This is a genomic window from Rhodococcus sp. P3_B8, assembly GCF_056402775.1.
The window spans coordinates 1-24,369 of sequence record NZ_JBFUGT010000088.1 but is presented as its reverse complement, the minus strand read 5'-3'; the positions used below and the strand labels follow the sequence as shown (position 1 = coordinate 24,369).

16 protein-coding genes and 2 pseudogenes are annotated in these 24,369 nt (G+C 66.4%); 5 read left to right on the top strand and 13 right to left on the bottom strand.

All coding sequences use genetic code 11. The annotated features are described in order from the left end of the window. Positions 1-47: 47 nt before the first annotated feature. Positions 48-1,709 carry an FAD-dependent oxidoreductase gene (locus AC1D1G_RS23905; RefSeq protein WP_280779940.1) on the bottom strand — a complete coding sequence of 554 codons (1,662 nt, stop codon included), beginning with the start codon at positions 1,707-1,709 and terminating at the stop codon, positions 48-50. Between the two features lie 153 nt (positions 1,710-1,862). Between AC1D1G_RS23905 and AC1D1G_RS23900 the strand changes: the two genes are divergently transcribed. Further along, positions 1,863-2,642: an acyl-[acyl-carrier-protein] thioesterase gene (locus tag AC1D1G_RS23900; RefSeq protein ID WP_280779939.1), complete on the top strand. Its 780-nt coding sequence runs from the start codon at positions 1,863-1,865 to the stop codon at positions 2,640-2,642. Here AC1D1G_RS23900 and AC1D1G_RS23895 read toward each other — a convergent pair whose 3' ends face one another. Continuing rightward, positions 2,643-3,479, bottom strand: coding sequence for a helix-turn-helix transcriptional regulator (locus tag AC1D1G_RS23895; RefSeq protein ID WP_283331066.1), 837 nt, complete (start codon positions 3,477-3,479; stop codon positions 2,643-2,645). Between the two features lie 134 nt (positions 3,480-3,613). On the opposite strand from AC1D1G_RS23895, the gene AC1D1G_RS23890 reads away from it, so the two are divergent. Then, positions 3,614-4,627 carry an aldo/keto reductase gene (locus tag AC1D1G_RS23890; RefSeq protein WP_477953936.1) on the top strand — a complete coding sequence of 338 codons (1,014 nt, stop codon included), beginning with the start codon at positions 3,614-3,616 and terminating at the stop codon, positions 4,625-4,627. A 9-nt stretch (positions 4,628-4,636) separates the two neighbouring features. Next, on the top strand, positions 4,637-5,149 hold the full coding sequence (locus tag AC1D1G_RS23885; protein WP_280779936.1) for a SixA phosphatase family protein: 513 nt from the start codon (positions 4,637-4,639) through the stop codon (positions 5,147-5,149). A 5-nt stretch (positions 5,150-5,154) separates the two neighbouring features. On the opposite strand, the gene AC1D1G_RS23880 is transcribed toward AC1D1G_RS23885, so the two are convergent. Then, positions 5,155-5,355, bottom strand: a complete 201-nt coding sequence (locus AC1D1G_RS23880) for a hypothetical protein (RefSeq protein WP_005258232.1) — start codon at positions 5,353-5,355, stop codon at positions 5,155-5,157. Positions 5,356-5,472: 117 nt separating this feature from the next. Between AC1D1G_RS23880 and AC1D1G_RS23875 the strand changes: the two genes are divergently transcribed. Continuing rightward, positions 5,473-6,033 carry a TetR/AcrR family transcriptional regulator gene (locus AC1D1G_RS23875; protein ID WP_283331064.1) on the top strand — a complete coding sequence of 187 codons (561 nt, stop codon included), beginning with the start codon at positions 5,473-5,475 and terminating at the stop codon, positions 6,031-6,033. Here the strand turns inward: AC1D1G_RS23875 and AC1D1G_RS23870 are convergent. The 3 genes from AC1D1G_RS23870 to rpoB form a co-directional block, all read right to left on the bottom strand. Continuing rightward, on the bottom strand, positions 6,030-7,262 hold the full coding sequence (locus AC1D1G_RS23870; RefSeq protein ID WP_477953935.1) for a M23 family metallopeptidase: 1,233 nt from the start codon (positions 7,260-7,262) through the stop codon (positions 6,030-6,032). The genes AC1D1G_RS23875 and AC1D1G_RS23870 overlap by 4 nt on opposite strands. A 146-nt stretch (positions 7,263-7,408) precedes the next feature. After that, complete coding sequence (locus AC1D1G_RS23865; protein ID WP_477953933.1) at positions 7,409-11,365, bottom strand: DNA-directed RNA polymerase subunit beta'; 3,957 nt, start codon at positions 11,363-11,365, stop codon at positions 7,409-7,411. Positions 11,366-11,483: 118 nt separating this feature from the next. Further along, complete coding sequence (rpoB, locus tag AC1D1G_RS23860; protein ID WP_011594854.1) at positions 11,484-14,990, bottom strand: DNA-directed RNA polymerase subunit beta; 3,507 nt, start codon at positions 14,988-14,990, stop codon at positions 11,484-11,486. 409 nt (positions 14,991-15,399) lie between these two features. Between rpoB and AC1D1G_RS23855 the strand changes: the two are divergent. Beyond that, positions 15,400-17,560, top strand: a pseudogene (locus AC1D1G_RS23855) (MMPL family transporter). Between the two features lie 108 nt (positions 17,561-17,668). Here the strand turns inward: AC1D1G_RS23855 and AC1D1G_RS23850 are convergent. The 7 genes and pseudogenes from AC1D1G_RS23850 to AC1D1G_RS23820 form a co-directional block, all read right to left on the bottom strand. Further along, complete coding sequence (locus tag AC1D1G_RS23850; RefSeq protein ID WP_477953932.1) at positions 17,669-18,514, bottom strand: hypothetical protein; 846 nt, start codon at positions 18,512-18,514, stop codon at positions 17,669-17,671. 79 nt (positions 18,515-18,593) lie between these two features. Beyond that, on the bottom strand, positions 18,594-19,190 hold the full coding sequence (locus AC1D1G_RS23845) for a hypothetical protein (RefSeq protein ID WP_007298072.1): 597 nt from the start codon (positions 19,188-19,190) through the stop codon (positions 18,594-18,596). Positions 19,191-19,324: 134 nt separating this feature from the next. Beyond that, the gene (locus AC1D1G_RS23840; RefSeq protein ID WP_280779929.1) at positions 19,325-20,572 is read right to left on the bottom strand and encodes an MCE family protein; all 1,248 of its coding nucleotides are present in this window, start codon (positions 20,570-20,572) and stop codon (positions 19,325-19,327) included. Further along, complete coding sequence (locus tag AC1D1G_RS23835; RefSeq protein WP_477953931.1) at positions 20,569-21,870, bottom strand: MCE family protein; 1,302 nt, start codon at positions 21,868-21,870, stop codon at positions 20,569-20,571. Before AC1D1G_RS23835 ends, AC1D1G_RS23840 begins: the two co-directional genes overlap by 4 nt. Next, entirely contained in the window at positions 21,867-23,123 is a 1,257-nt protein-coding gene (locus AC1D1G_RS23830; RefSeq protein ID WP_477953929.1) for an MCE family protein, read from the bottom strand. The genes AC1D1G_RS23835 and AC1D1G_RS23830 overlap by 4 nt, the downstream gene beginning before the upstream one ends. Then, positions 23,123-24,118 (bottom strand): MCE family protein, encoded by a 996-nt coding sequence (locus tag AC1D1G_RS23825; RefSeq protein WP_005564073.1) that lies wholly within the window; start codon positions 24,116-24,118, stop codon positions 23,123-23,125. Before AC1D1G_RS23825 ends, AC1D1G_RS23830 begins: the two co-directional genes overlap by 1 nt. Next, positions 24,115-24,369 (bottom strand): annotated as a pseudogene (locus AC1D1G_RS23820) (MCE family protein); the annotation flags it as partial. The gene AC1D1G_RS23825 and the pseudogene AC1D1G_RS23820, both read right to left, overlap by 4 nt.

Sequence of the window (24,369 nt, the reverse complement as noted above, 5' to 3'; positions counted from 1 at the left end):
CTGCGCGCATGCTCGAAACACTAGACGCGCAGGGGCGGCGAGAGGCGTCAACGAGCGAACAGCCGCTTCCGCTTGCGGGCGACGGACACCAGCTCGACCTTGTCGGTCATCTTCACGCGGGGCCGGCCGGACCCCGCCGCGCGGCCGGTCTCCGCCTTGTCGATCGCCCGCCAGCCGGGGAACCCGATCTGTTCCGGCTGGCGCCGCTCGATCAGCTTCTTCACGTCCTTGCGGGTGCCGACCGTGCCGAGGAGTTTTCCGGCCTCGAAATCTGCGAGCAGCGACGACACCGTCTCCTTCGCGCACGCCTTGTTGGTGCCGATGACGCCGCTGGGTCCGCGCTTGATCCATCCGGTCACGTACACCCGGTCGGTGACCCGGCCGTGCTCGTTGGGGATCACGCCGCGCTTCTCGTCGAACGCGACACCGCCGACGGGGTTGCCGCGGTAGCCGATGGAGCGCAGCACGAGCGAGGTGTCCAGCGAACCCTCCTCGCCGCGAGCCCGGGCGGACAACGCGCCGGAGTCGTCGACCACCAGTTCGTTGCGTCCGTAGCGCAGGGCCTCGGCCTTGCCGGAACCGGTGACCTCGAGCGGCGACGTCAGGTAGCGGAACACGATGCGCTTGTGTCCGGGCCGCGGGGCACGCTGCGCGAACTCCCGCGCGAGCCGGACCTTCATCGCGGTGGCCGGATCGTCGAGCAGTGCCTCACTGGCCGAGTCGAGGTCGAGATCGGCGTCGTCGATGACGACGTCCACGTTCTCGAGGTCGCCGAGCGCCAGGAACTCGGGGTTGCTGTAGGCGGCCTGCGCAGGCCCGCGGCGGCCGAGCAGAACGACTTCCTCGATGTTGCTGCGCCGCAGCGCGGCGAGAGCGTGATCGGCGATGTCCGTCCGTTCCAGCTCCTCGACGTTCATCGTGAGGATGCGGGCCACGTCGAGCGCGACGTTGCCGTTGCCGACGATCACCGCGCGCTTCGCGGACAGGTCGAACGTGCGCTCCGCGTAGTCCGGGTGGCCGTTGTACCAGGCCACGAACTCGGTGGCGGCGTGCACGCCGGGAAGATCCTCGCCCGGGATCCCCAGACGCCGGTCGCTCGACGCCCCGACGGCGTAGATGACGGCGTGGTGATTCTCCAGCAGCTCGTCGTGGGTGACGTGTTTGCCGACCTCGACGTTGAGGTGGAACTCGAAGTTCGGCCGGTCGAGGCTCCACTCGAACATCCGGGTCACCTCCTTGGTGCCGGGATGGTCGGGTGCGACACCCGCGCGGACGAGTCCCCACGGGGTCGGGAGCTTCTCGAACATCTCGACCTCGACGTCGGACCGTTCGAGCAGTTCACCGGCGGCGTAGCAGGCCGCCGGGCCGGCGCCGACGACGGCGACCCGGAGCTTGCCGAGGTCGCGGCGCGGCGGGGTCGCGGGTGTGAGGGGGATCCACCCGGTCGGCATGGGGTTGGTCGTGTAGTACTCGGCGTTGATGTCCTTGTAGCGCGTGAGCGAGCCGATGAGCTTGTCTTCCGGGAAGATCGCGTCGACCGGACACGCGTCGACGCAGGCCCCGCAGTCGATGCAGGTTTCCGGGTCGATGTGCAGCATCTCGGTCTGCGCGAATTCCCGCTCCTCCGGTGTCGGATGGATGCAGTTCACGGGGCATGCGGAGACGCAGCTCGCGTCGTTGCAGCACGCCTGGGTGATGACATATGCCATTGCGGTTTCCTCACACCTGTCCGGACCATCGAACTCGTTTGTGTTACACGTAGTAACAGTTATATGAACTGTACTGAGAATCGCGTCCGCAAACAAGCACCGGCGCCGGGATGGAAGAATCGGGGCTCCGTCCACGAGCGAAGGAACCGCATCTTGGCACTCGACCGACCCCTCGCCGCTGTCCCCGCACGCGGCCGCTTCTTCGAGACGTCCTGGCCGGTCCGCACCGGCGACATCGATGCCGCCAAGCGCCTGCGCCTCGACGGGATCGCGCGGTATCTGCAGGACGCCGGACTGGACAACCTCGACGCGGTCGACGCCGCCGACAGTCACCCGCTGTGGATCGTCCGGCGCACCGTCATCGACGTCGTACGACCGGCGGTATGGCCCGAGCGGGTGCACCTCCGGCGCTGGTGCTCCGCGCTCTCTACCCGCTGGACGAACATGCGGGTCCAGATCGAGGGTGAGGCGGGCGCCCTCATCGAGACCGAAGGTTTCTGGATCCACATCAGCGGCGAAACGGGAATGCCCACCCGCATCGACGACGGGTTCATCGAACGCCTCGGCGAGTCGGCGGAGGAACACCGGCTCAAATGGAAGCGCTGGCTCGTCGAGAATGCGCCGGCCGCCGAGGAGGACGGCATCGTGGATACCGAGTTCGTTCTACGCCGCACCGACATCGACCCGTTCGACCACGTCAACAACGCCGTCTACTGGCAGGCCGTCGAAGAACTGCTCGCCGACCACGAGCATCCGGGCGGCGGTCGCCTCGTCGACAATCCCCATCGCGCCGTGCTCGAATACCTTTCGCCCATCGTGTCGACGGACCGGATCGTCCTGCGTTCGAGGCGGGACGAGACGTCGCTGACCGTGTGGTTCCTGGTCGACGACGCCCTGCGGGCCGTGGCCCGGGTCGGGCCACTCACCACCTGATCAGACCATCTGCTGGGTGCCGATCACCCGCAACAGGTCGAGCCGGGCCCGCGCGTCGGAGCCCGGCTGCGGCATGTACACGAGCAGATGCTGGTAGGCGCTCGGGGTCAGCAGCGTCTCGCAGACGAGGTCGATGCGTCCGACCTCGGCGTGGAGGACGGTCTTGGTGTCGGAGCGGCGGACGGCTACATCGTGCCTGTCCCAGAGCGCCGCGAACTCGGCGCTGCTCTCGTAGAGGCGGTCCACCAATTCCGTCACGTCGGCGTCACCGGCCCGCCGGGCAGCCGTCGCCCGCAGATCCGCGACGTGGTTTCCGGCGAGCCGCTCGTGATCGTCCTCGGGGAACATTCCGCGCTCGCCGGGGTGCGCGAACCACCGCCACGGCACGTACCGGTCGAGACCCGAATACCGGGTCGCGTCGCCGAACAGGATCACGTGCATGCGGTTCTGGACCAGCACCTCCCCGAGGTCCGAGATGACGCAGCCCGGGGTGTCGTCGAGCTTGTCGAGCAGGTGCAGCAGTCCCGGTCCGACGTGTTTGTTGCCCGCGGCCCGCATCGGCGGCACCTGACCCGACAACAGGTAGAGATGGTCTCGCTGATCGTCGGTCAGCCGCAACGCCCGCGCGATCGACGCCAGGACCTGCGTCGACGGATGCGGGCCGCGGGCCTGCTCGAGTCGGGTGTAGTAATCCGTCGACATTCCCGCGAGCATCGCCACCTCGTCGCGCCGGAGCCCCGGCGTCCGCCGGCGTACACCCGGTGGCAGTCCGACGTCGGCCGGAACCAGCTGTTCCCTGCGACGGCGGAGGAAGTCGGCCAACTCGGAGCGGTTCATGCATCAACTGTGCCGGACCCACCGGGACGCTGCCAGGGATCGCCGGTCCCCCGATGAACGGTCTCTGGTTGCCGCTCCCGGCGACGGCGACGCTGGTGTCAGTCCGGAACAGACACCGACAATCGGAGCAGAACATGATCAGCACCACCGCACTCGGAACCACCGGTCCCACCGTCAGCCGGCTCGGCCTCGGCGCCATGGGCATGTCCGGGATGTAYGGCAGGACGGACGACGTGGAGTCCATCGCCACCATCCACGCGGCGCTCGACGCCGGGATCGATCTCGTCGACACCGGGGACTTCTACGGATCGGGCCACAACGAGTCCCTGATCGGCAAGGCCCTCGCCGGCCGTCGACGGGAGGACGTGACCCTCAGCGTCAAGTTCGGCGGACTGCGCGGCCCCGGCGGCACGTGGGCCGGAGTGGACACGCGACCCGAGTCGATCCGGAACTTCCTCGCCTACTCGCTGCAGCGTCTCGGCGTCGACTACATCGACATCTACCGCCCCGCCCGTCTCGACCCCGACGTGCCGATCGAGGACACCGTCGGAACGATCGGCGAACTCGTCGAGGCCGGCTACGTGCGCCACATCGGCCTGTCCGAGGTGGGCCCCGAGACCCTGCGCCGCGCGGCGGCCGTGCACCCGATCGTGGACCTGCAGATCGAGTACTCGCTCATCTCGCGGGGTATCGAGGCCGAGATCCTTCCGCTCTGCCGGGAACTCGGGATCGGCGTGACGGCCTACGGCGTACTTTCCCGGGGTCTGCTCAGCGACTCGCTGCGCACCGATCAGACCCTCGCGGCCGACGACTTCCGCGCACACAGCCCCCGGTTCCAGGGCGACAACCTCCGGCAGAACCTCACCCTCGTCGACTCGCTCGCCGCCGTGGCCGCGCAGCACGGGGTGAGCGTCGCGCAGCTGGCGATCGCGTGGGTTCTCGCCCAGGGCGACGACATCGTGCCCGTCGTCGGAGCGCGCACCGTCGCCCGGCTCCAGGAGACGCTCGGCGCACTCGACGTCCACCTCGACGCCGGTGACCTCGCCGCCATCGCCGCAGCGGTTCCCGACACCGCAGTCGCCGGGGACCGCTACGCGCCCGCGCAGATGGCCCAACTCGACAGTGAACGCGCCGGCGTGGGGCGCTAGCGTCTAGCCATGGCCTCGCACAGCTCCTCGCGGAATCGCACCCTGATCCTGATGCGCCACGGCAAGTCGGCGTACCCGGAGGGGGTCGCGGATCACGAGCGGCCGTTGGCGCCGCGCGGACGGAAGCAGGCGGGTCTGGCCGGTGAGTGGCTGCGGTCCACGCAGCCGCCGATCGACGCCGTGCTGTGTTCGACTGCTCGCCGCACCCGGGAAACGCTGGAGGCGACCCGGGTCGGCGCTCCCGCCCGGTTCGCCGACGAGTTGTACGGCGCGTACCCGTCCGAGGTGCTCATGGAGATCGTGCGGGTCGAGCCGTCGGTGCGCACGCTGCTCGTGGTCGGACATGTTCCCGGCATGCCGTCGACGGCACTGGATCTGGCGGGCAACCCCGACACCGGGGAAGCCGACCTGATGCGGGAGAAGTTCCCGACGTCCGCGCTCGCGGTCCTCACGGTGCCGTGCGACTGGGACGAACTCACGTCGAGTGCGGCGTCACTCGCCGCGTTCCACGTCCCGCGGTAGGGGCCTCAGAACAGCTTCCGGCCGACGACGGCGACGACACCCAGAATCAGGACCAGCACGAGGGCCGACCAGAATCCGAACAGCCACCAGACCACCCCGAAGACGACCAGTGCCGGTGCCACGGTGATGAGTGCGATCGTGGGGCTTTCCCGCAGCACTTCGAGTGCCGACTCCGTCTTGACGCGATCGATCTTCTTCTCGGACATCTCGTCTCCGTTCAGCGAACCACGCATATCGGACAGGTGTGGTCGAGGATAGTCTTCACGGGACGAGAACCAGCTCGAGCGAGGGCAGACCAGCGGCGAGGGAGATGGGAAACCGCAGTGACCACCCGACAGGAGAAGGCCGCCCAGACGCGCCGGGACTTACTCGACGCAGCCAGAGTGGTCTTCGAACGCAAGGGTTACCTGAACGCCACCATCACCGACATCACGACCGAGGCCGGCAAGGCGGCGGGTTCGTTCTACAACCATTTCGATGGCAAGGAAGCGCTGCTCCTCGCGCTCGCGGACGACATCGGCGACGACGCGGATGCACTCGTCACCACCTCCCCCGACGATCTGCGGAACCTCGGTCCGCATCTCGCCGTGTTCTGGCAACTGCAGTCGCGGCATCGCACCGTGATGGCCGCGCTCCGCGACGCAGCCCTCGTCGATCCCGAGTTCGCGCAGCGGATGCACGACTTCGGGATCGAGCAGATGAAGCCGTGGGCCGAACTCCTCACGACACTCTCCGCGGACGGCGCACACCTCCCTGCGAGCCCCGACGTCAGTGCCCAGTTGCTCGCCGCGGTGGCGACCGCCTTCGTCGGCCTGTGGGACGGCGACGACGATGCGGGCATCGCCGCACTCACCCGGTTCGTCGAGCGCGGGCTCCTCGGCTAACTGCCCGGGAACGTCACGACATCGAGGTACAGCGGCATCTCGTCGGTGCGCGATCCGGTCTGCGTTCCCGCCTCGTCGACCACCGGGGCGCCGGCGGTCGCAGCAGCTTCGAGGCTCTCCCCCGTCACCCGCCCGTCGAGGTCGAAGTTCTCGAACTCGAACGGAATGCCGTTCGACGCCAGGTAGTCCGGCCCGTCCATCAGATGGAAGTGCAGATGCGGTGCGTCGGTGTTACCGCTGTTGCCCAGCAACCCGAGCTGGTCGCCCGCCCGCAGGTCCTGGCCGACGCTGATGTCGTCCACGCTGCCGGGCTGCAGGTGCGCGTAGAACGCGTACCGCCCGTTCCCGATGTCCTGGACGACGTGGTTTCCGCCGTACTGGTCGAGGGGCAGTCCCTGCGGACTGGCACCCGGAACCTGTTCGGACAGGTCGCCCACGACGGCGATCACCTTGCCGTCCGACACCGCACGGACCGGTGCGCCGTAGTACTCGTAGCTCGACAGCTGAGTCTTGTCGCCGACGTAGATGCGTCCCTGCTCGTCGAGCTGGACGAAGTCGATCGCGAAGCGCTCGGCCGTGAGCATCCGCCCGTTGATCGGCAGCACGGCCGCGCGGTGGGACGTGACCGTGCAGCAGCCGGTGCCGTCGAGCCACCGCGGACCGTCGAGGGGAGCGCGGATCCGGACGGCGTCGCGGGTGTCGACTTCGGTGTCCGCCACGTTCTCGGCGAGCTGCGACGGCACGAGTGACGTCGCCTGCGGAAAGTTGACGTTCACGACGTGGCCGAGACTGGTGGGCACGTCGTCGGGACTGTTCAGTGTCGCGTCGATCCACACCAGCCCCTGCTGTCCGGGGGCGAGGACGGTGCCGGTCTTCGGGCCTCCGCCGAGTGCCTGGAACCAGGGCGTCAGCGCATCGCCGCTCAAATCCACCAGCGTGCGGCCGTCGCCCTTCACCTGCAGCGACGTGATCGTCGCCGGCTGCGAACCGGTGTTCGTCAGCCGCAGTTCGTAGACCAGGTGCACGCGACCGTCGCTGCCCGTCACCGGGATCGGTGCGGCCACCACATCCGCGACCACCGGAGTGAGCACCGCGGGACCGGCGGACGCGGCAGGCGCCGCCGACGACGTCGCCTCGCTCTGCTGGGTGTCCGAGGCCGTGCAGGAGGTCGCGGCCCCCACGACGACGGCGAGTAGGAGCGCGATGGCGAACCTAGACCGGGCCATCATCCGACGCTAGCAACGGCGAACACCCGGCGACAAGGCATGCAAACAGATGAAGGCCCCACCCCCGAAGAGAGAGGGGTGGGGCCTTCGTCCTTGGTGAGTGCCCGGCGAGTCCTGGGACTCGTCAACCGCTCACGGGCGCGGAGCGCCTACCGGTAATCGTTGCTGAAACCGTAATCGTCCAGCGGCACCGCGGCACCGGTGTTCTGGCCGAAGCCGTCCGGGCTGTAGTACTGGTCGTCGTAGGACGGAACCGCGTACGCAGCAGCGCGAGCTTCTTCGGTCGGCTGAACCTGGATGTTGCGGTAACGGTTGATACCGGTACCGGCGGGGATCAGCTTTCCGATGATCACGTTTTCCTTCAGACCGATCAGCTTGTCCGAGCGGCAGTTGATCGCCGCATCGGTCAGCACGCGAGTGGTCTCCTGGAACGACGCCGCGGACAGCCACGAGTCGGTCGCCAGCGATGCCTTGGTGATACCCATCAGCACCGGACGTCCGGCTGCCGGCTCGCCACCCTCGGCGACGACACGGCGGTTGGCCGCTTCGAAGTCCGCACGCTCGGTCAGCGAACCGGGCAGGAACTCCGTGGCGCCCGAGTCGATGATCGTCACGCGACGCAGCATCTGGCGCACGATGACCTCGATGTGCTTGTCGTGGATCGACACACCCTGGCTCCGGTACACCTCCTGAACCTCGTTGACGAGGTGGATCTGCACCTGACGGGGGCCCATGACACGCAGCACCTCGTGCGGATCGGCAGCACCTTCCATGAGCTGCTGACCGACCTCGACGTGGTCACCGTCGGCCAGAAGGCGTTCGGTGCCGTCGTCGTGCTTGAAGACACGCAGACGCTGACGCTTCGAGAGCTTGTCGTAGACAACCTCTTCGCCACCGTCGTCCGGGACGATGGTGATCTTGTAGAAGCGGTCGCCGTCCTCGAGCTGCACGCGGCCACTGACGTCGGCGATCGGGGCCTTGCCCTTGGGGACGCGGGCCTCGAACAGCTCCTGAACACGCGGCAGACCACCGGTGATGTYGTCTCCGGCGACACCACCCTGGTGGAACGTACGCATGGTCAGCTGGGTACCGGGCTCACCGATGGACTGTGCGGCGACGATACCGACGGCCTCACCGATGTCGACGAGCTTGCCGGTGGCCATGGAGCGGCCGTAGCAAGTGGCGCAGACACCGGTGCCGGTGGTGCAGGTGAGCACCGAGCGGACCTTGACCTGCGTGATGCCTGCTTCGAGCAGCGCGTCGATCGCCGGGTCGCCCAGGTCGTGTCCACGCTCGACGATGACGTTGCCGTTCTCGTCGACCGCGTCGGCGGCCAGGGTGCGGGCGTACGTGCTCGTCTCCACGTGAGCGTCGCGGATCAGCGTGCCGTCGGCCTGCTTCTCGGCGATCGTGGTGACGATGCCGCGCTCGGTTCCACAGTCGACCTCGCGGACGATGACGTCCTGCGAGACGTCCACCAGACGACGGGTCAGGTAACCCGAGTCGGCGGTGCGGAGCGCGGTATCGGCCAGACCCTTACGGGCACCGTGCGTGTTGATGAAGTACTCGAGAACGGTCAGGCCTTCCTTGAAGGAAGACTTGATCGGACGCGGGATGAACTCACCCTTCGGGTTGGTCACCAGACCCTTCATACCGGCGAGCGACCGAACCTGAGTCATGTTGCCGGCGGCGCCGGACTTCACGATCATCGGGATCGGGTTGTCGTCGGGGAAGTGGGCCTCCATGGCCTTACCGACCTCGTCGGTGGCCTCGGACCAGATCTTGACCAGGGCGCTGTTGCGCTCGGTCTTGTTCAGAGCACCACGCTGGTACTTCTTCTCGATTTGGTCGGCCTGAGCCTCGAAGGACTCCATGATCTGAGCCTTCTCCGGCGGCACGAGGACGTCGGAGATCGAGACCGTGACACCCGAACGCGTGGCCCAGTAGAAACCGGCGTCCTTCAGCTTGTCGACGGTCTGCGCGACCACGATCATGGGGTAGCGCTCGGCGAGGTCGTTGATGATCGTCGCCTGACGCTTCTTCGGCATCTGCTCGTTGACGAACGGGTAGTCCGCGGGCAGCAGCTCGTTGAAGAGCACGCGACCCAGCGTCGTCTCCGCGGTCCAGCCGTCACCGTAGTTCCAGCCTTCGGGGAACAGCTCCGACTCGATGTCGCGGGGCGGGCGCTGCTGCGTGAGCCGCACCTTGATCTTCGCCTGCACGACGAGCGCGCCACGATCGACGGCCATCTGAGCCTCGGCAGGCGAGGAGTACACGCCCTGCTCCGCCTCTTCGCTGGTCGACGCTTCGAGCTCGCCGATCGCACCCTCGTCCAACCGGGTCAGGTGGTACAGACCGGTGACCATGTCCAGACGGGGCATGGCGAGCGGTCGACCCGACGCGGGCGACAGGATGTTGTTCGACGACAGCATCAGGATGCGAGCCTCGGCCTGCGCCTCCGCGGACAGCGGAAGGTGCACGGCCATCTGGTCACCGTCGAAGTCGGCGTTGAAGGCCTCACACACCAGCGGGTGGAGCTGAATGGCCTTACCTTCGACCAGCTGCGGCTCGAAGGCCTGGATGCCCAGGCGGTGCAGCGTCGGTGCACGGTTCAGCAGCACCGGGTGCTCGGCGATGACCTCTTCGAGGACGTCCCACACCTGTGCGCGCTGACGTTCCACCATGCGCTTGGCGGACTTGATGTTCTGCGCGTGGTTCAGGTCGACCAGACGCTTCATCACGAACGGCTTGAACAGCTCGAGAGCCATCAGCTTCGGCAGACCGCACTGGTGCAGCTTGAGCTGCGGGCCGACGACGATGACGGAACGACCCGAGTAGTCGACGCGCTTACCGAGCAGGTTCTGACGGAAACGACCCTGCTTGCCCTTGAGCAGGTCGCTCAGGGACTTCAGCGGACGGTTACCGGGACCCGTGACGGGACGGCCACGACGGCCGTTGTCGAACAGCGCGTCCACGGACTCCTGCAGCATCCGCTTCTCGTTGTTGACGATGATCTCGGGGGCACCGAGGTCGATCAGTCGCTTGAGGCGGTTGTTGCGGTTGATCACGCGGCGGTACAGGTCGTTCAGGTCGGAGGTGGCGAAGCGGCCACCGTCGAGCTGAACCATCGGGCGCAGCTCCGGCGGGATCACCGGGACGGCGTTCAGAACCATGCCCATGGGCGAGTTCTGGTTGACCTGGAAGGCTGCGACGACCTTGAGACGCTTCAGTGCGCGGAGCTTCTTCTGCCCCTTGCCGCTGCGGATGGTCTCGCGGAGGTTCTCGGCCTCGGCGTCGATGTCGAAGCTCTCCATGAGCTTCTGGATCGACTCGGCACCCATGGCGCCCGTGAAGTACTCGCCGTAGCGGTCGACGAGCTCGCGGTACAGCAGTTCGTCGACGATGAGCTGCTTGACACTCAACTTGGTGAACGTGGTCCAGATCTCGTCGAGACGATCCAGCTCGCGCTGCGCGCGGTCACGGAGCTGACGCATTTCGCGCTCGCCGCCGTCCTTGACCTTGCGGCGGACGTCAGACTTGGCGCCCTCTGCCTCCAGCTCGGCGATGTCGGCTTCGAGCTTCTGAGCGCGGGCCTCGAGGTCGGCGTCACGCTGATCCGCGACGGACTTCTTCTCGACCTGCATCTCGGCTTCGAGAGTGGACAGCTCGTTGTGACGCAGTTCCTCGTCGACACCGACGATGACGTACGCGGCGAAGTAGATGATCTTCTCGAGATCCTTCGGCGCCAGGTCGAGCAGGTAGCCGAGACGGCTGGGCACGCCCTTGAAGTACCAGATGTGCGTGACCGGGGCGGCCAGTTCGATGTGGCCCATACGCTCACGCCGAACCTTGGCGCGGGTCACCTCGACGCCGCAGCGCTCACAAATGATGCCCTTGAAGCGGACACGCTTGTACTTACCGCAGTAGCACTCCCAGTCCCGGGTGGGGCCGAAGATCTTCTCGCAGAAGAGGCCGTCCTTCTCGGGCTTGAGGGTGCGRTAGTTGATGGTCTCCGGCTTCTTGACCTCACCGTAGGACCAATTGCGGATGTCCTCTGCACTGGCGAGGCCAATGCGGAGTTCATCGAAGAAGTTGACGTCGAGCACGTAACTTCCTTTCCCCAGAGGGATTGTGGATCAACGGTCACCCGCCGATACCTGACTGCCAATTCAAATGTGAACTACGCCCCCGGATCCTGATTTCTCAGGACCCGGGGACCGAAACCTAGTTCGCGAGGTCGTCGACCGTCGCCGCTTCGTTCCGGGACAAGTTGATGCCCAGGTTCGCTGCGGCCCGCTCCAGGTCCTCGTCGTCGCCGTCGGCCATCGCGATGGCCGCGCCGTCCGAGGACAGCACCTCCACGTTGAGGCAGAGCGACTGGAGCTCCTTCAGGAGCACCTTGAACGACTCGGGGATGCCCGGCTCGGGGATGTTCTCGCCCTTGACGATGGCCTCGTACACCTTGACTCGACCCACCACGTCGTCCGACTTGATGGTGAGCAGCTCCTGCAGCGTGTATGCCGCGCCGTAGGCCTGCATCGCCCAGCACTCCATCTCACCGAAGCGCTGGCCACCGAACTGGGCCTTACCGCCGAGCGGCTGCTGGGTGATCATCGAGTACGGACCGGTCGAACGAGCGTGGATCTTGTCGTCGACCAGGTGGTGCAGCTTGATGATGTACATGTAGCCGACCGAGACCGGGTACGGGAACGGCTCGCCGGAACGGCCGTCGAACAACGTGGCCTTTCCGTCGGACGCGACCATGACCTCGCCGTCGCGGTTCGGCAGCGTCGAACCGAGGAGACCGGTGAGCTCGTCTTCCTTGGCGCCGTCGAACACCGGGGTAGCGATGTTGGAGTCGGCAGGTGCAGACAGCATCTCCTCCGGCAGCTGCTCCGCCCAATCGGGACGGGAGCCGTCGCCGGCGATCTGAACGTTCCAGCCGGTCTTGCCGATCCACCCGAGGTGGGTCTCCAAGATCTGACCGATGTTCATACGACGCGGAACACCGTGGGTGTTCAGAATGATGTCGACCGGAGTGCCGTCGGGCAGGAACGGCATGTCCTCCTGCGGGAGGATCTTGCCGATGACGCCCTTGTTGCCGTGGCGGCCGGCGAGCTTGTCGCCGTCCTGGATCTTGCGCTTCTGTGCCACGTAGACGCGGACCAGCTCGTTGACACCGGGGGGCAGATCGTCGTCGTCGTCGCGCGAGAACACGCGAATGCCGATGACCTTGCCGGTCTCACCGTGGGGAACCTTCAGCGACGTGTCGCGAACCTCGCGAGCCTTCTCACCGAAGATGGCGCGCAGCAGGCGCTCCTCGGGGGTCAGCTCGGTCTCGCCCTTCGGCGTGACCTTTCCGACCAGCACGTCACCGTCACGAACCTCGGCACCGATACGGATGATGCCGCGCTCGTCGAGGTCGGCGAGGACCTCGTCGGAGACGTTCGGGATGTCGCGAGTGATCTCCTCGGCACCGAGCTTGGTGTCGCGGGCATCGATCTCGTGCTCCTCGATGTGGATCGAGGTCAGGACGTCCTCTTCCACGAGGCGCTGCGACAGAATGATCGCGTCCTCGTAGTTGTGGCCTTCCCACGGCATGATCGCGACGAGCAGGTTCTTGCCGAGCGCCATCTCACCGTTCTCGGTGCAGGGGCCGTCGGCGAGGACCTGTCCGAACTCGACACGCTGTCCCTCGTCCACGATCGGACGCTGGTTGGCGCAGGTGCCCTGGTTCGAACGCGCGAACTTGCGCATCCGGTAGGTCTTGCGGCTTCCGTCGTCGGCCATGACCGTGACGTAGTCGGCGGAGACCTCTTCCACGACACCGGTCTTCTCGGTGACGATGACGTCGCCCGCGTCGACGGCGGCACGCAGTTCCATGCCGGTACCGACCAGCGGAGCCTCGCTGCGAACGAGGGGCACCGCCTGACGCTGCATGTTCGCACCCATCAGGGCACGGTTGGCGTCGTCGTGCTCGAGGAACGGAATCATCGCGGTCGCGACGGACACCATCTGTCGCGGCGAGACGTCCATGTAGTCGATCTCGGCGGACGAGACGAACTCGACCTCGCCACCCTTACGACGGACCAGAATGCGATCGTCCGTGAAGTGACCGTTGGCGTCGAGGGCCGAGTTGGCCTGGGCGACGACGTGGCGGTCCTCTTCGTCCGCGGTCAGGTAGTCGACCTGGTCGGTGACCTGGCCGTTCTCGACCTTGCGGTACGGCGTCTCGATGAAGCCGAACGGGTTGACCCGTGCGTACACCGACAGCGAACCGATCAGACCGATGTTCGGACCCTCAGGGGTCTCGATCGGGCACATGCGGCCGTAGTGCGACGGGTGAACGTCTCGCACCTCGAGGCCGGCGCGTTCACGGGACAGACCACCGGGGCCGAGGGCGGACAGACGACGCTTGTGCGTCAGCCCCGACAGCGGGTTGTTCTGGTCCATGAACTGCGACAGCTGGGAGGTTCCGAAGAACTCCTTGATCGCAGCCACGACGGGCCGGATGTTGATCAGCGTCTGCGGCGTGATCGCCTCGACGTCCTGGGTGGTCATGCGCTCACGAACCACTCGCTCCATGCGGGACAGGCCCACGCGGATCTGGTTCTGGATGAGCTCACCGACCGTGCGCAGACGACGGTTACCGAAGTGGTCGATGTCGTCGACCTCGACGGGCACCGCACTGCCGCCGGGGGCGGTCATCTCGGTGTCACCGGCGTGCAGGCGCACCAGGTACTCGATGGTGGCGACGATGTCTTCCTCGGTGAGGGTCGACGCGACGATCGGCTGTCCGAGGTTCAGGCCCAGCTTCTTGTTGATCTTGTAGCGACCCACGCGAGCCAAGTCGTAGCGCTTGTCCTTGAAGAACAGGTTCTCCAGGAGCGTCTGCGCGCTCTCCTTGGTCGGCGGCTCGCCCGGACGCAGCTTGCGGTAGATGTCGAGCAGCGCCTCGTCGGTGCCGGCGGTGTTGTCCTTCTCGAGCGTCGCCATGAGGATCTCCGAGAAGCCGAAGCGCTCGGTGATCTGCTCGGTGGTCCAGCCGAGGGCCTTCAGCAGCACGGTGACGGGCTGGCGGCGCTTGCGGTCGATGCGGACGCCGACCGTGTCACGCTTGTCCACGTCGAACTCGAGCCATGCACCACGGCCCGGGATGACCTTGACGCTGTGCAGGTCCTTTTCGGTGCCCTTGTCGACGGAGTGGTCGAAGTAGACGCCGGGGGAACGCACCAGCTGCGAGACCACGACACGCTCGGTGCCGTTGATGATGAACGTGCCCTTGTCGGTCATCATCGGGAAGTCGCCCATGAAGACCGTCTGGCTCTTGATCTCACCGGTGTTGTTGTTGATGAACTCCGCGGTCACGAACAACGGCGCCGCGTAGGTCATGTCTTTGTCTTTGCACTCGTCCGTCGAGGCCTTCACCTCGTCGAAACGCGGGTCCGAGAAGGACAGAGACATCGAGCCCGAGAAATCCTCGATCGGAGAAAGCTCCGCGAGAATGTCCTCGAGACCTCCGGAGATTGCGCTGTCGCCACGAGCGGCGGCGCGTTCGCGCCAGCTCTGCGCACCGATCAACCACTCGAACGAATCGGTTTGTACATCAAGAAGCCCGGGAACTTCGAGGGGTTCGCGAATCTTTGCGAACGAAACCCTCTTCGGGGCTCCGGGGATTCCGGAAACTGCCTTGGTCTGGCTAGAGACTGCCAAGATGCGTCCTTCCAGCACCTCACGCGGGCCGCTCTTGCTGTTGCGACCGCCGCTGTATCTGCTTCGAATTTCGCTGGTCACAACCCGAACGAAACTCGTCACAGTTGCTGAAGAGTGAATCACTTCGCAGCGGTGCGGACGAGGGGTGGACAGGAGGCAGCCAGCGCAACGTCCAAAAGTACACCCAAACTCAGTAGATGTCGAGTCGGGCACCCGAAACAGCACCCAGCCGGGCGCTTGGCCACGCGTCACTGCGCATGTTCACGCATCAGAGTGACGCGTGATCATCGCGGCGTCAAGAGTTAGGGGGCGTGTCGCGTCGTTTCGCGAGGCCCGGGACAGTTCACGCCGCCCCTTCCCAGCCGCTGACGGGCGGTGAACAATATGCGCACGCGATCGCCGTCGATTTCTCGAGGGAAGCAGAGCCGTGACGCGCTGGAGTTCGTTCGTCGTCGCCCGTCCGAAGCTGGTCCTGGCCGCCACGGTGCTGCTGGTGCTGCTCGGTGGGGCGTGGGGATCGGGCGTGTTCGACCGCCTGAGCCTCGGCGGGTACACCGATCCGGGCAGCGAATCCGCGGCCGTCGAGCGCCTGATCGAGGGGACGATCGGACGGCAGACCCCCGATCTGGCGGTCACCTACCACGCACGTCCGGGTGCGACGATCGAGGATCTCGGTCCCGAGGTGGCCGCCCACCTCGCGCAGATCGACCCCGGAGTGCTCGCCAACACTCCCCTGTCGTACTGGTCGGCGCCGCCGCAGGCGAAGGAGTTCCTGCGGTCCACCGACGGCACCGAGGGACTGGTGGTGCTGTCGCTGAGCGGCGACGAGAACACGCGTATCGCGGCGTACCACGTTCTCGAACCCCTGCTGGTCATCGACGGCGCTGACGCGGAGTTCAGCGGCTTCAGCGCGGCAGCCAACGCCTTCAACGAGGTGTCCGAAAGTGATCTGCTGCGAGCCGAGGCGGTGTCATTCCCGCTTCTGCTGCTCCTTCTGCTCGTCATCTTCGGCGGCCTCGTCGGCGCAGCCGTCCCGCTGTGCGTCGGCGGTCTCGCGATCCTCGGCGCCCTCGGCGCCCTGCGCGTGATCTCGTACTTCACCGAGGTCAGCGCATTCTCTGTGAACATCGCGAGCCTCGTCGGGCTCGGCATGTCCATCGATTACGGATTGTTCGTCGTGACCCGGTTCCGCGAGGAGCTGCGGTCCGGCTCCCGCACCGACGACGCCGTCCGCCGGACGCTCGCCACGGCCGGCCGGACCGTGGGGTTCTCCGCCCTCCTCCTCGTGTGCGGTTTCGTGGGCATGCTGGTGTTTCCCCAGGCCATCGTCCGGTCGTTCGCCTACGGCGGGATGGCAGCCATCGGGATCGCCGCCGTGCTGTCGCTGTCGGCGCTGCCCGCGGCACTCGCTCTGCTCGGGCCGCGCATCAACTCGCTGACGTGGCGACCGGGAGTGGTCGAACGCGGCGAAGACCGGGCGCACCGGTTCTGGGGCGGCGTCGCCGCCCGCGTCATGCGGCGGCCCGTCCCGATCGCGACGGCCATCGTCGCGGGGTTGCTCGTGCTCGCCGCGCCCCTCACAGGCGCATCACTGGGTGATCTCGACCACACCGGACTGCCCGCGGCTCACCCGCTCCGGCTCGCCGTCCAGGATCTCGCCACCGACTTTCCACTCGCCAACAACGGGGCGACTCTCGTCCTGCAGGGCAGCGACGGCAAGGCCCCGCCGCCGGCCGCCACGGCGGAGTTCTTCCGGGCGACGGCCGCGGTCGACGGCGTCCAGCGGGTGGTCCCGGTCGGCGCCACCGACACGTTCGTCGCCATCCGGGCCATCTTTCGCGACGCCGACCGCACGACGGGGGCCATGGCGACGGCCGCCGCACTGCGCGACCTCCCGCCCCCGGAAGGCACCGAGAAGATGCTGGGCGGGCTGAACGCCCTGACCGCCGACGGACTGGACGCGATGGCCGCGGGACTGCCGTGGATGATCGGGATCATGGTGGGCGTCACCTTCGTGCTGATGCTGCTGGCGTTCCGGTCCGTGGTGCTGCCCCTGAAGGCGATCGCGATGGCCACTCTGAGCCTCGCCGCCTCGTTCGGCGTGCTCACGTGGATCTTCGAGGATGGTCACGGGGCCGAATTTCTCGGTGACGCCGGGACCGCTGCCCGCGACGATGGTCGTGCTCATCATCGCGGTGGTGTTCGGGCTCTCCACCGACTACGAGATCTTCCTGATGTCACGGATGGTCGAGGCCCACGACAAGGGTGCGTCGACCGAGGAGGCCGTGCGGATCGGCACGGCACATACGGGGCGCATCGTGACGGCGGCCGCCGCGCTGCTGATCGTCGTCACCGGCGCGTTCACGCTCTCGGAACTGACGATGATGCGATTCATCGGGCTCGGCATGATCGTCGCGCTGCTCATCGACGCCACCGTCATCCGCATGATGCTGGTGCCCGCCTTGGTGAAGCTGATGGGTGAGGCCAACTGGTGGGCGCCGGGATTCCTGGCACGGAATACACCTACCCCCGGTTCACCGGAGCATCCGAAACCGACACCGCAGCAACAGATTCCCATCCAATCGTGAAGACGATCGGATGCGAATCGGTTTACTCTGCCGGAGAGGGCATTTCAGCACTCACCCGTCCGGAGCGCACGGATCCCGTTCCAGCTCAATTCTTTCCGGGCGGAAGGTTCAGCCCTCGCTGTCGGAGATGTCGGACAGCACCCACTTGCCGTCGATCTTCTCCATCTTGATCGACAGCGGGGTCGCAGCACTGCCCTGAGCCACGGCGTCACCGGTGGCGCTGACGTTCATGTGCGCGAGCAGTTCGGCCCGGTCGCCGTCGAGCATCGTGACCCCGATGTCGGTGACGGAGGCCTGGGTGGCCGTCTTGGTCTGAATGGCGGCCTCTTTGGTGGTGCCGGCGGTCGAGTCGAATTCGTCACGCTTGGCGTCGTTGAGGTAGCCGCGCGCCTTCTCGAAGTCCTGATCGATCGTTTCGTAGCTGTACGTGTACAGCGTCTCGATCGCCTCCGTTCCCGCCTTGGTCACCTCGGCGGTGCCGCCTTCGTCGACCCAGGCGATGTTCGTGATGTCTGCGCCGGGCTTGAAAGCCGCGACCACCGCGAACACCCCGAGCACCACCGCCACGGCTCCGAGGACCCCGACGAGCTTCCAGGTGATCCGACTGGACCCGCTGTCGGCCGCCGCGGTCTCGGCGGCGGGGGCCTGCTGCTTGCTGATGCGCGGTTGAAGGTTGGCAACCTTCGCCTTTCCCGCGGACGCGGCCTTCGCCGTCGACACCGGCTTGGCCAACGACACAGTCGTGTCCGTGTCGGAGGTCTTCGCCGTCTCGGTTTCGGCCTTCACCACCGGTTCCGTCTTCTTCGCCGGTTCCGGCTTCGTCACCGGCTCCGTCTCAGCGACCGGGGTTTCCGGTCGGGGCGGCTTCGGCGTCGACTGACGGGTCCCCGCCACGCGCGGACGCCTGCCCTTTGCAGCGCTGTCCGGCACGTTGTTTCGGCGCTTGGGGGGCATAGTTCACCACTTTCTCATTGCACGACGAGCTGTCGTCGACGTGGACACCGCAGCGACATGCCGCCGCGGCACATCAGGACTACTGACCGCCGCTGTCGCCTTCGGGGGCCTGTTCGGCCGGCGCCTGCTCGGCGGGGGCCGGTTCGGTGGGGGCCGGGGCGGGAGCCGCGCCGTCGGCGGGCACCGGTCCGCTCTCGAGCGGAATACGCCCGCCCACCGGTTCGACCGACGAGGCCTTCCAGACCCCGTCCACGTCCTGGACGTCCATCCGCATCGTCACCTTGGCCTTGTCGAAGCGGTCGGGCCACGTGGTGGTGACTGCCACGACGACCAGTGCCTTCGCGGTGCCGTCGTCGGTGTTCAGTTCCGTGAGTGTGCCCTGGATCAGCTCGGCCTTGCTCGCCGCACCGGATTGACGCATCTGGTCGGTGAACCCGTCCATCGTCGCCTGGAGGTCCTGGTTCATCTTGTCGCCCGTGATCGACGACTTCATGTTCTCGAAGGATCCGTCGAGGTCTTTCGAATCGACCGAGTTGAGGTTGATCGCGGCCTGCTGGGCGCCTGTCAACGCGGAATCGCGTGCGTCGGCGATCGGCTTGTCCACGAAGAGAGCGCGCGCCCACCCGAAGCCAAACCATCCGGCTGCGACAACCGCGATCACCACCAGTGCGGTCACCGCAGCAAACGAGGCCTTCAGAGTTCTGTCCTTCCCCGGAGCCGGTTGTCCCGACTCCGGGGGCGTGGTAATTCGCGTCACACCAATACCCTACTGATTGTTTTCTTCTACTCGCCCTCGGCCGGAACCGAATGCTACTTGGGAGTAACCCCGAGGAGCGGTGCGAGCTGCGTTGCGATGGGATTCAAGTTGAGAGTGTCAGGCATGACCTTCGGCTTGAAATCCCACGGCTGGATCGTGTCCGGATCGGCGAACACGATGCGGTCTGCACTTCGCACACCCGTCACGCTTCCCTGGGGAGCGTCGCAGTTGGCCTTCGTGTTGTACGGGAAGTCCTGCTGGGTGTCGTCGAAGTTCGGGTCCTGCCGCTTCATCTCGGCCAGGATCTCCTGAGTCCCTTCGTAACCGAGTGTGCACGACGGCGGATTGTTGGTTTCCAGGACGATGCCCTGGTGCACCGTGCCGTCGCCGGGGGCCACGGTCGACGCGGACGCCGCGATAGCAGGCAGGAACATCAGGATCGGCCGCAGCGCGATCGCCTGCGGAGCCAGCTTGTCGCCGACCGCGGCGAGGTTCGTCAGGTCGGTGGTGAGACTCGGACCGATCTGGTTCACCAGCAGACCGATCTCGTCGCTCGCCGGAATTCCCTTGTCGATGACCGCGCGCAGATCGGGGTCGCTGGTCCGCAGCTGCGCCGCAACCGCGTCGAGATCCGAACTGAACTGGACGATCGCGGAGGACTGATCGGACTGCGTCGCCAGCACCGTCTGGCTGTCCCGGATGAGGGCCAGCGTCTGCGGGAGAACGTCGAGTCCGTCCTTCGTCAGCGTCGACAGAGAGTCCGCGAGCGTCTGCAGATCTTCGCCCTTGCCGTTGAATGCCGTTCCCAGCTGGGTGACGACCGTGCGCAGCGAGTCGACCGGAACCGACCGGACCAGACCGTCGGTGGCCATCAGCACCTGCTCGACCGGAACAGGTGTCGACGTGTCGGCCTCGGTGATCACCGAGCCCTGTTCGAGGAACGGCCCCTGGTCGCTGTCGGGCTGAAGGTCGACGTACTGCTCACCGATCGCGGATCGGTTGGCGACGACGGCCTTGGCCGACGCCGGGATGTCGGGCCCACCCGAGGAGATCTTCAACTCGACGTTGATTCCGTCCGCGGTCAGGGACAGGTCGCCGACACGGCCGACGGGAACTCCGCGGTACGTGACCTCGGCGTTGGTGAAGATGCCGCCGGAGTCCTTGAACTGCGCGTTCACGTCGTACTCACCGAACCCGAGAAGATTGTCGAGGCGGACGTACTTGGCGCCGACGTAAACGAGCCCGAGCATCGCCACGATGGCGAACGCGACGAGCTGGATCCTGACCAGTCGTGACCTCACTGTCCACCCCCTATTCCGAACTGCTCCAGCAGTCCCCCGAGCGGGTTCTGCGGCGGCGGCGCTGCACCGTCCGTCGTGCCGTTCCCTGCGCCACCGTTGCCTGCCGCAGGCGCGGTGCCGGGGAGACCCGGGATCCGCAGGCCCGTCGGGGCGGGGATGATCGGCGGAATCGGCAGCAGCGACACCGTCGGCCATCCCGGCTTGGGCCCGTTGCCGTTGTAGTACGGGTTCGAGGGATCGACGATCGGCTTGGGCTCACCGAACTTCGGCGGCACGTACACCGGGTCGCCCTGACCGACGCCGAGTGCGCTGAGCGCATCGCCGATCTGCAGGTCGACCGTGAGGAACAGGTTGACCGATCCGCCGAGCGCGATCTTCTCGACACCGTCCGGGAACGGGACGGTCGGGATGAACGCGAGCGAGTTGGGCAGGTCGTCGCCGGACTCGGCGAGCGCCTTCAGCGTCGGCCGCAGCGCGAGGAGGTCCGCGATCAGATCGTTCTTCGACCGGTTGATCACGTCCGTGCCGACGGTACCGAGCCGGTCCAGTTGCGTCAGCATCTGGGTGAGCTGCGGACGCTGCTCGTTGAGCACTTCGGCGGCGATCGGGAGCTGGTCGAGGATCAGCCCGATCTTCTCGTTCTGTTCGTTCACCCGCGTGGTCAAGGTGTCGAGTCCGTCCAGGGCGCGGGTGATGTCGTCGCGCTGCTGGTTGAGACCGTCGATCAGCGTGTTCGCCTGCTCGAGAAGTCCGCGGACACGATCCTCACGCCCGTCGAGTGCGGTGGTCAGTTCGTGCACGATCGGCTGCAACTGGCCGACGCCGCCACCGTTGAGCAGCAGCGACAGCGCGCCGAGTACCTGCTCGATCTCGGTGGCGTGCCGGGTGCGATCGAGAGAGATCGTGTCGCCGTCCTCGAGCCGCGCGGGATCCTTGTCTTCCGACGGTTCGGACAGCTGGACGAACTTCTCGCCGAGCAGGTTGGTCTGCTCGATGGCGGCGACCGCGTTGGCCGCGAGATCGACGGACGAGTCGAGGACGACCTCCACATCGGCTGTCCAGCCGTCCGGGGCCACCTTGATCGTTTCGACCCGGCCGACCGGAACACCGTCGACCTTGACAGCGGACTGCGGGACGAGGTCGAGGACGTCGTCGAACTGGATCGTCAGGTGCATCGGGTGGTCACCGACATCCGGGCCGCCCGGCAGCGGAACTCCGTAGATTCCCTCCGACGAGCAGGACGTCACTGCGATGGCGACGGCGCACGCACCGGCGCCGAGGATTACCGACCGCTTCATTCGCCCTCACCACCCGTTGCGCCTTCGAATCGCGGCGACACGACACCCGGCACCGTGCCGGGCGTGACCGTCCGCTGAATGTTGTCCGCACTCATGATCCCGAACGGAAGCACGAGCGACGGCGTCTTCGCCGATTGCGTGATCTGCGACGTGATGTTGGCGCAGTTGTCGATCAGCGGCTGCATCTGACGCCCGAGTTGCTCGAAGCGCGGATCGCCGGGTACCAGCTTGCCGAGGTCGATCAACTTGCACGCGACGCCGGCCGGGTCCTGCAGATCCGGGAACGCCAGGCGCGAGGCCAGGTTGCCGGACTCCGCGTCGTAGGAGTTGGCCAGGTTGCTGATCGCCAGCGGAAGCAGGGTCAGCGAATTGACCAGCGACTCGCGGTTGTCCGCGAGGGTCTGCGTCACCGGAACCAGATCGTCCACGTTCTCGGCGAGGATCTCCCGGTTGTCGGCCACGAACTTCGAGACGTCACCCAGGGCGATCGCCAGCTGGTTCAGGGCGGCACCGAGGTTCTCCCGCTCCCCCGCAAGGAATCCGGACAGGTCGGACAGCTGGGAGTTGAAGTCGCGGACCTGCTGATCGTTGGCCGCCACCGCACCCACGAACACCTGGAGGTTCTTGACGGTGTCGAACAGATCGCCGCGGCTCTCGTTGAGCGTGCGGGCGGCGTCGGACAGCTGATTGATGCTCTGCCCCAGCGCCTCTCCGTTGCCGTCGAGGTTGGCCGCGCCGGTCTCGACGAACTGTGACAGCGCGCCTTCCTTGTTCGCCCCGTCCGGGCCGAGAGCGGTGGACAGCTTCTCGATGCTCGCGTACAGCTCATCCACCTCGACGGGGGTGGCCGTGCGGTCACGTGAGATGACGGCGCCGCTCTGCATCGTGTCGCCGCCCGTGTAGGCAGGCGCGAGCTGGATGTAGCGGTCGGACACCACGGACGGCGTGACCTGGGCTGCCTTCGCGTCGGCGGGGATGTCGACGCCACGGTCGACGCGCAGGTCGACCTTCACCTGGTCGCCCTGCGGTTCGACACCGTCGACGGATCCGACCTTCACACCGAGGATCCGCACGTCGGAACCCTCGTAGATGCCCACCGACTTGTCGAAGTACGCGGTGATCTGCGTGGTGCCTGCGCGGGTGAACAACCACCACAGGGCCCCGGCGATCACCAGCGCGACGATGACGATTCCTGCGATGAGGGCGACCCCGCCGCGTCCGCCGCGTTCGGCTCCGTTCTCGACGTCTGCCATCAGTTACCCCCCAACGTGCGGACGGGATCGCGCGGACCGGGAATGTCGGGCAGACCCGGCGGCAGGAGGTTCACCACGACCTGGTCGAACCAGCGACCGTTACCGACCACGTTCGTGTACAGGCGGACGAACGGCTCGTACAGTTTCATCGCCTTGTCCAGGTTCTCGTTATTGGCCTTGAGGATCTCGACGACACCGTCGAGCTGTTCGAGTGCGGGACCGATGGCGGCCTCGTTGTCGCGCACGAGTCCGGTCAGCTGCTGCGACAGCCGCTGAGTTCCGGTGAGCAGCTGAGAGATCGACTGCTGACGGCTGTTGAGCTCACCGAGCAGCAGACCGGCGTCGCTGATCAACCGGTTGAATTCGGCATTGCGGTCGGCGAGGACCTTGGTGGTCTTGCCCGTCGCGTCGAACAACTTCTGCAGTTCCTGATCACGGCTGGCGATGGTCTGCGACAGCCTGCTCACACCGTCCAGGGAGGCTCGGATCTCCGTGGGAGTTCCCTCGAACGCCTGCGACAGCGTCACCATGCTCTGTGCGAGCTGATCGGAGTCGATGTCACCCACCGTCTGTGCGGCGGCCGAGAACGCCTCGATCACGTCGTACGGAGACGTGGTGCGGTCCAACGGGATCACGTCGCTCGGATTCAGCGTGTCCGAGCCACGGGGGTCGAGGGCCAGGTACTTCTGACCCAGGATCGTCTTGATCTGGATGGACGCCGACGTCTCGTTGCCGACCCACGCGTCCGACACCTTGAAGGCGACGTCCACATGGTCGCCGTCGAGTTCGACGGACGTGACCTTGCCGACCTTGACGCCGGCGATCCGGACCTCGTTGGAGGGCTTGAGCCCTGCCGCCTCGGTGAATTCGGCGTGATAGGTCGATCCGGCGCCGATGAACGGCAGCGAATCGAGGAAGAAAGCCGACAGGGTGGCCAACAGCACCACGAGAATGCCGAGGGCACCAGCCACTGCCGGGCTGCGACGTCTACTCATCGTGTCTGCAACTCCTGTAGGCCGTCCTGCGTGCACCGTTTCGCCGAGTTCGTATAGAGCGGCTGGTTGACGGTGGGCAAGCCCGTGGGCAGGTTCAGTTGGGGCGCGGTACCTGGTCCTGCGACGATGTCGACTCCACAGAGGTAGAACTGGAACCAGGATCCGTAACTGGCTGCCCGGCCGAGCTTCTCGAGCTTCACCGGAAGCGTCTGGAGAACGCTGTTGACCGTGTCGGAGTTACGGTTCAACGT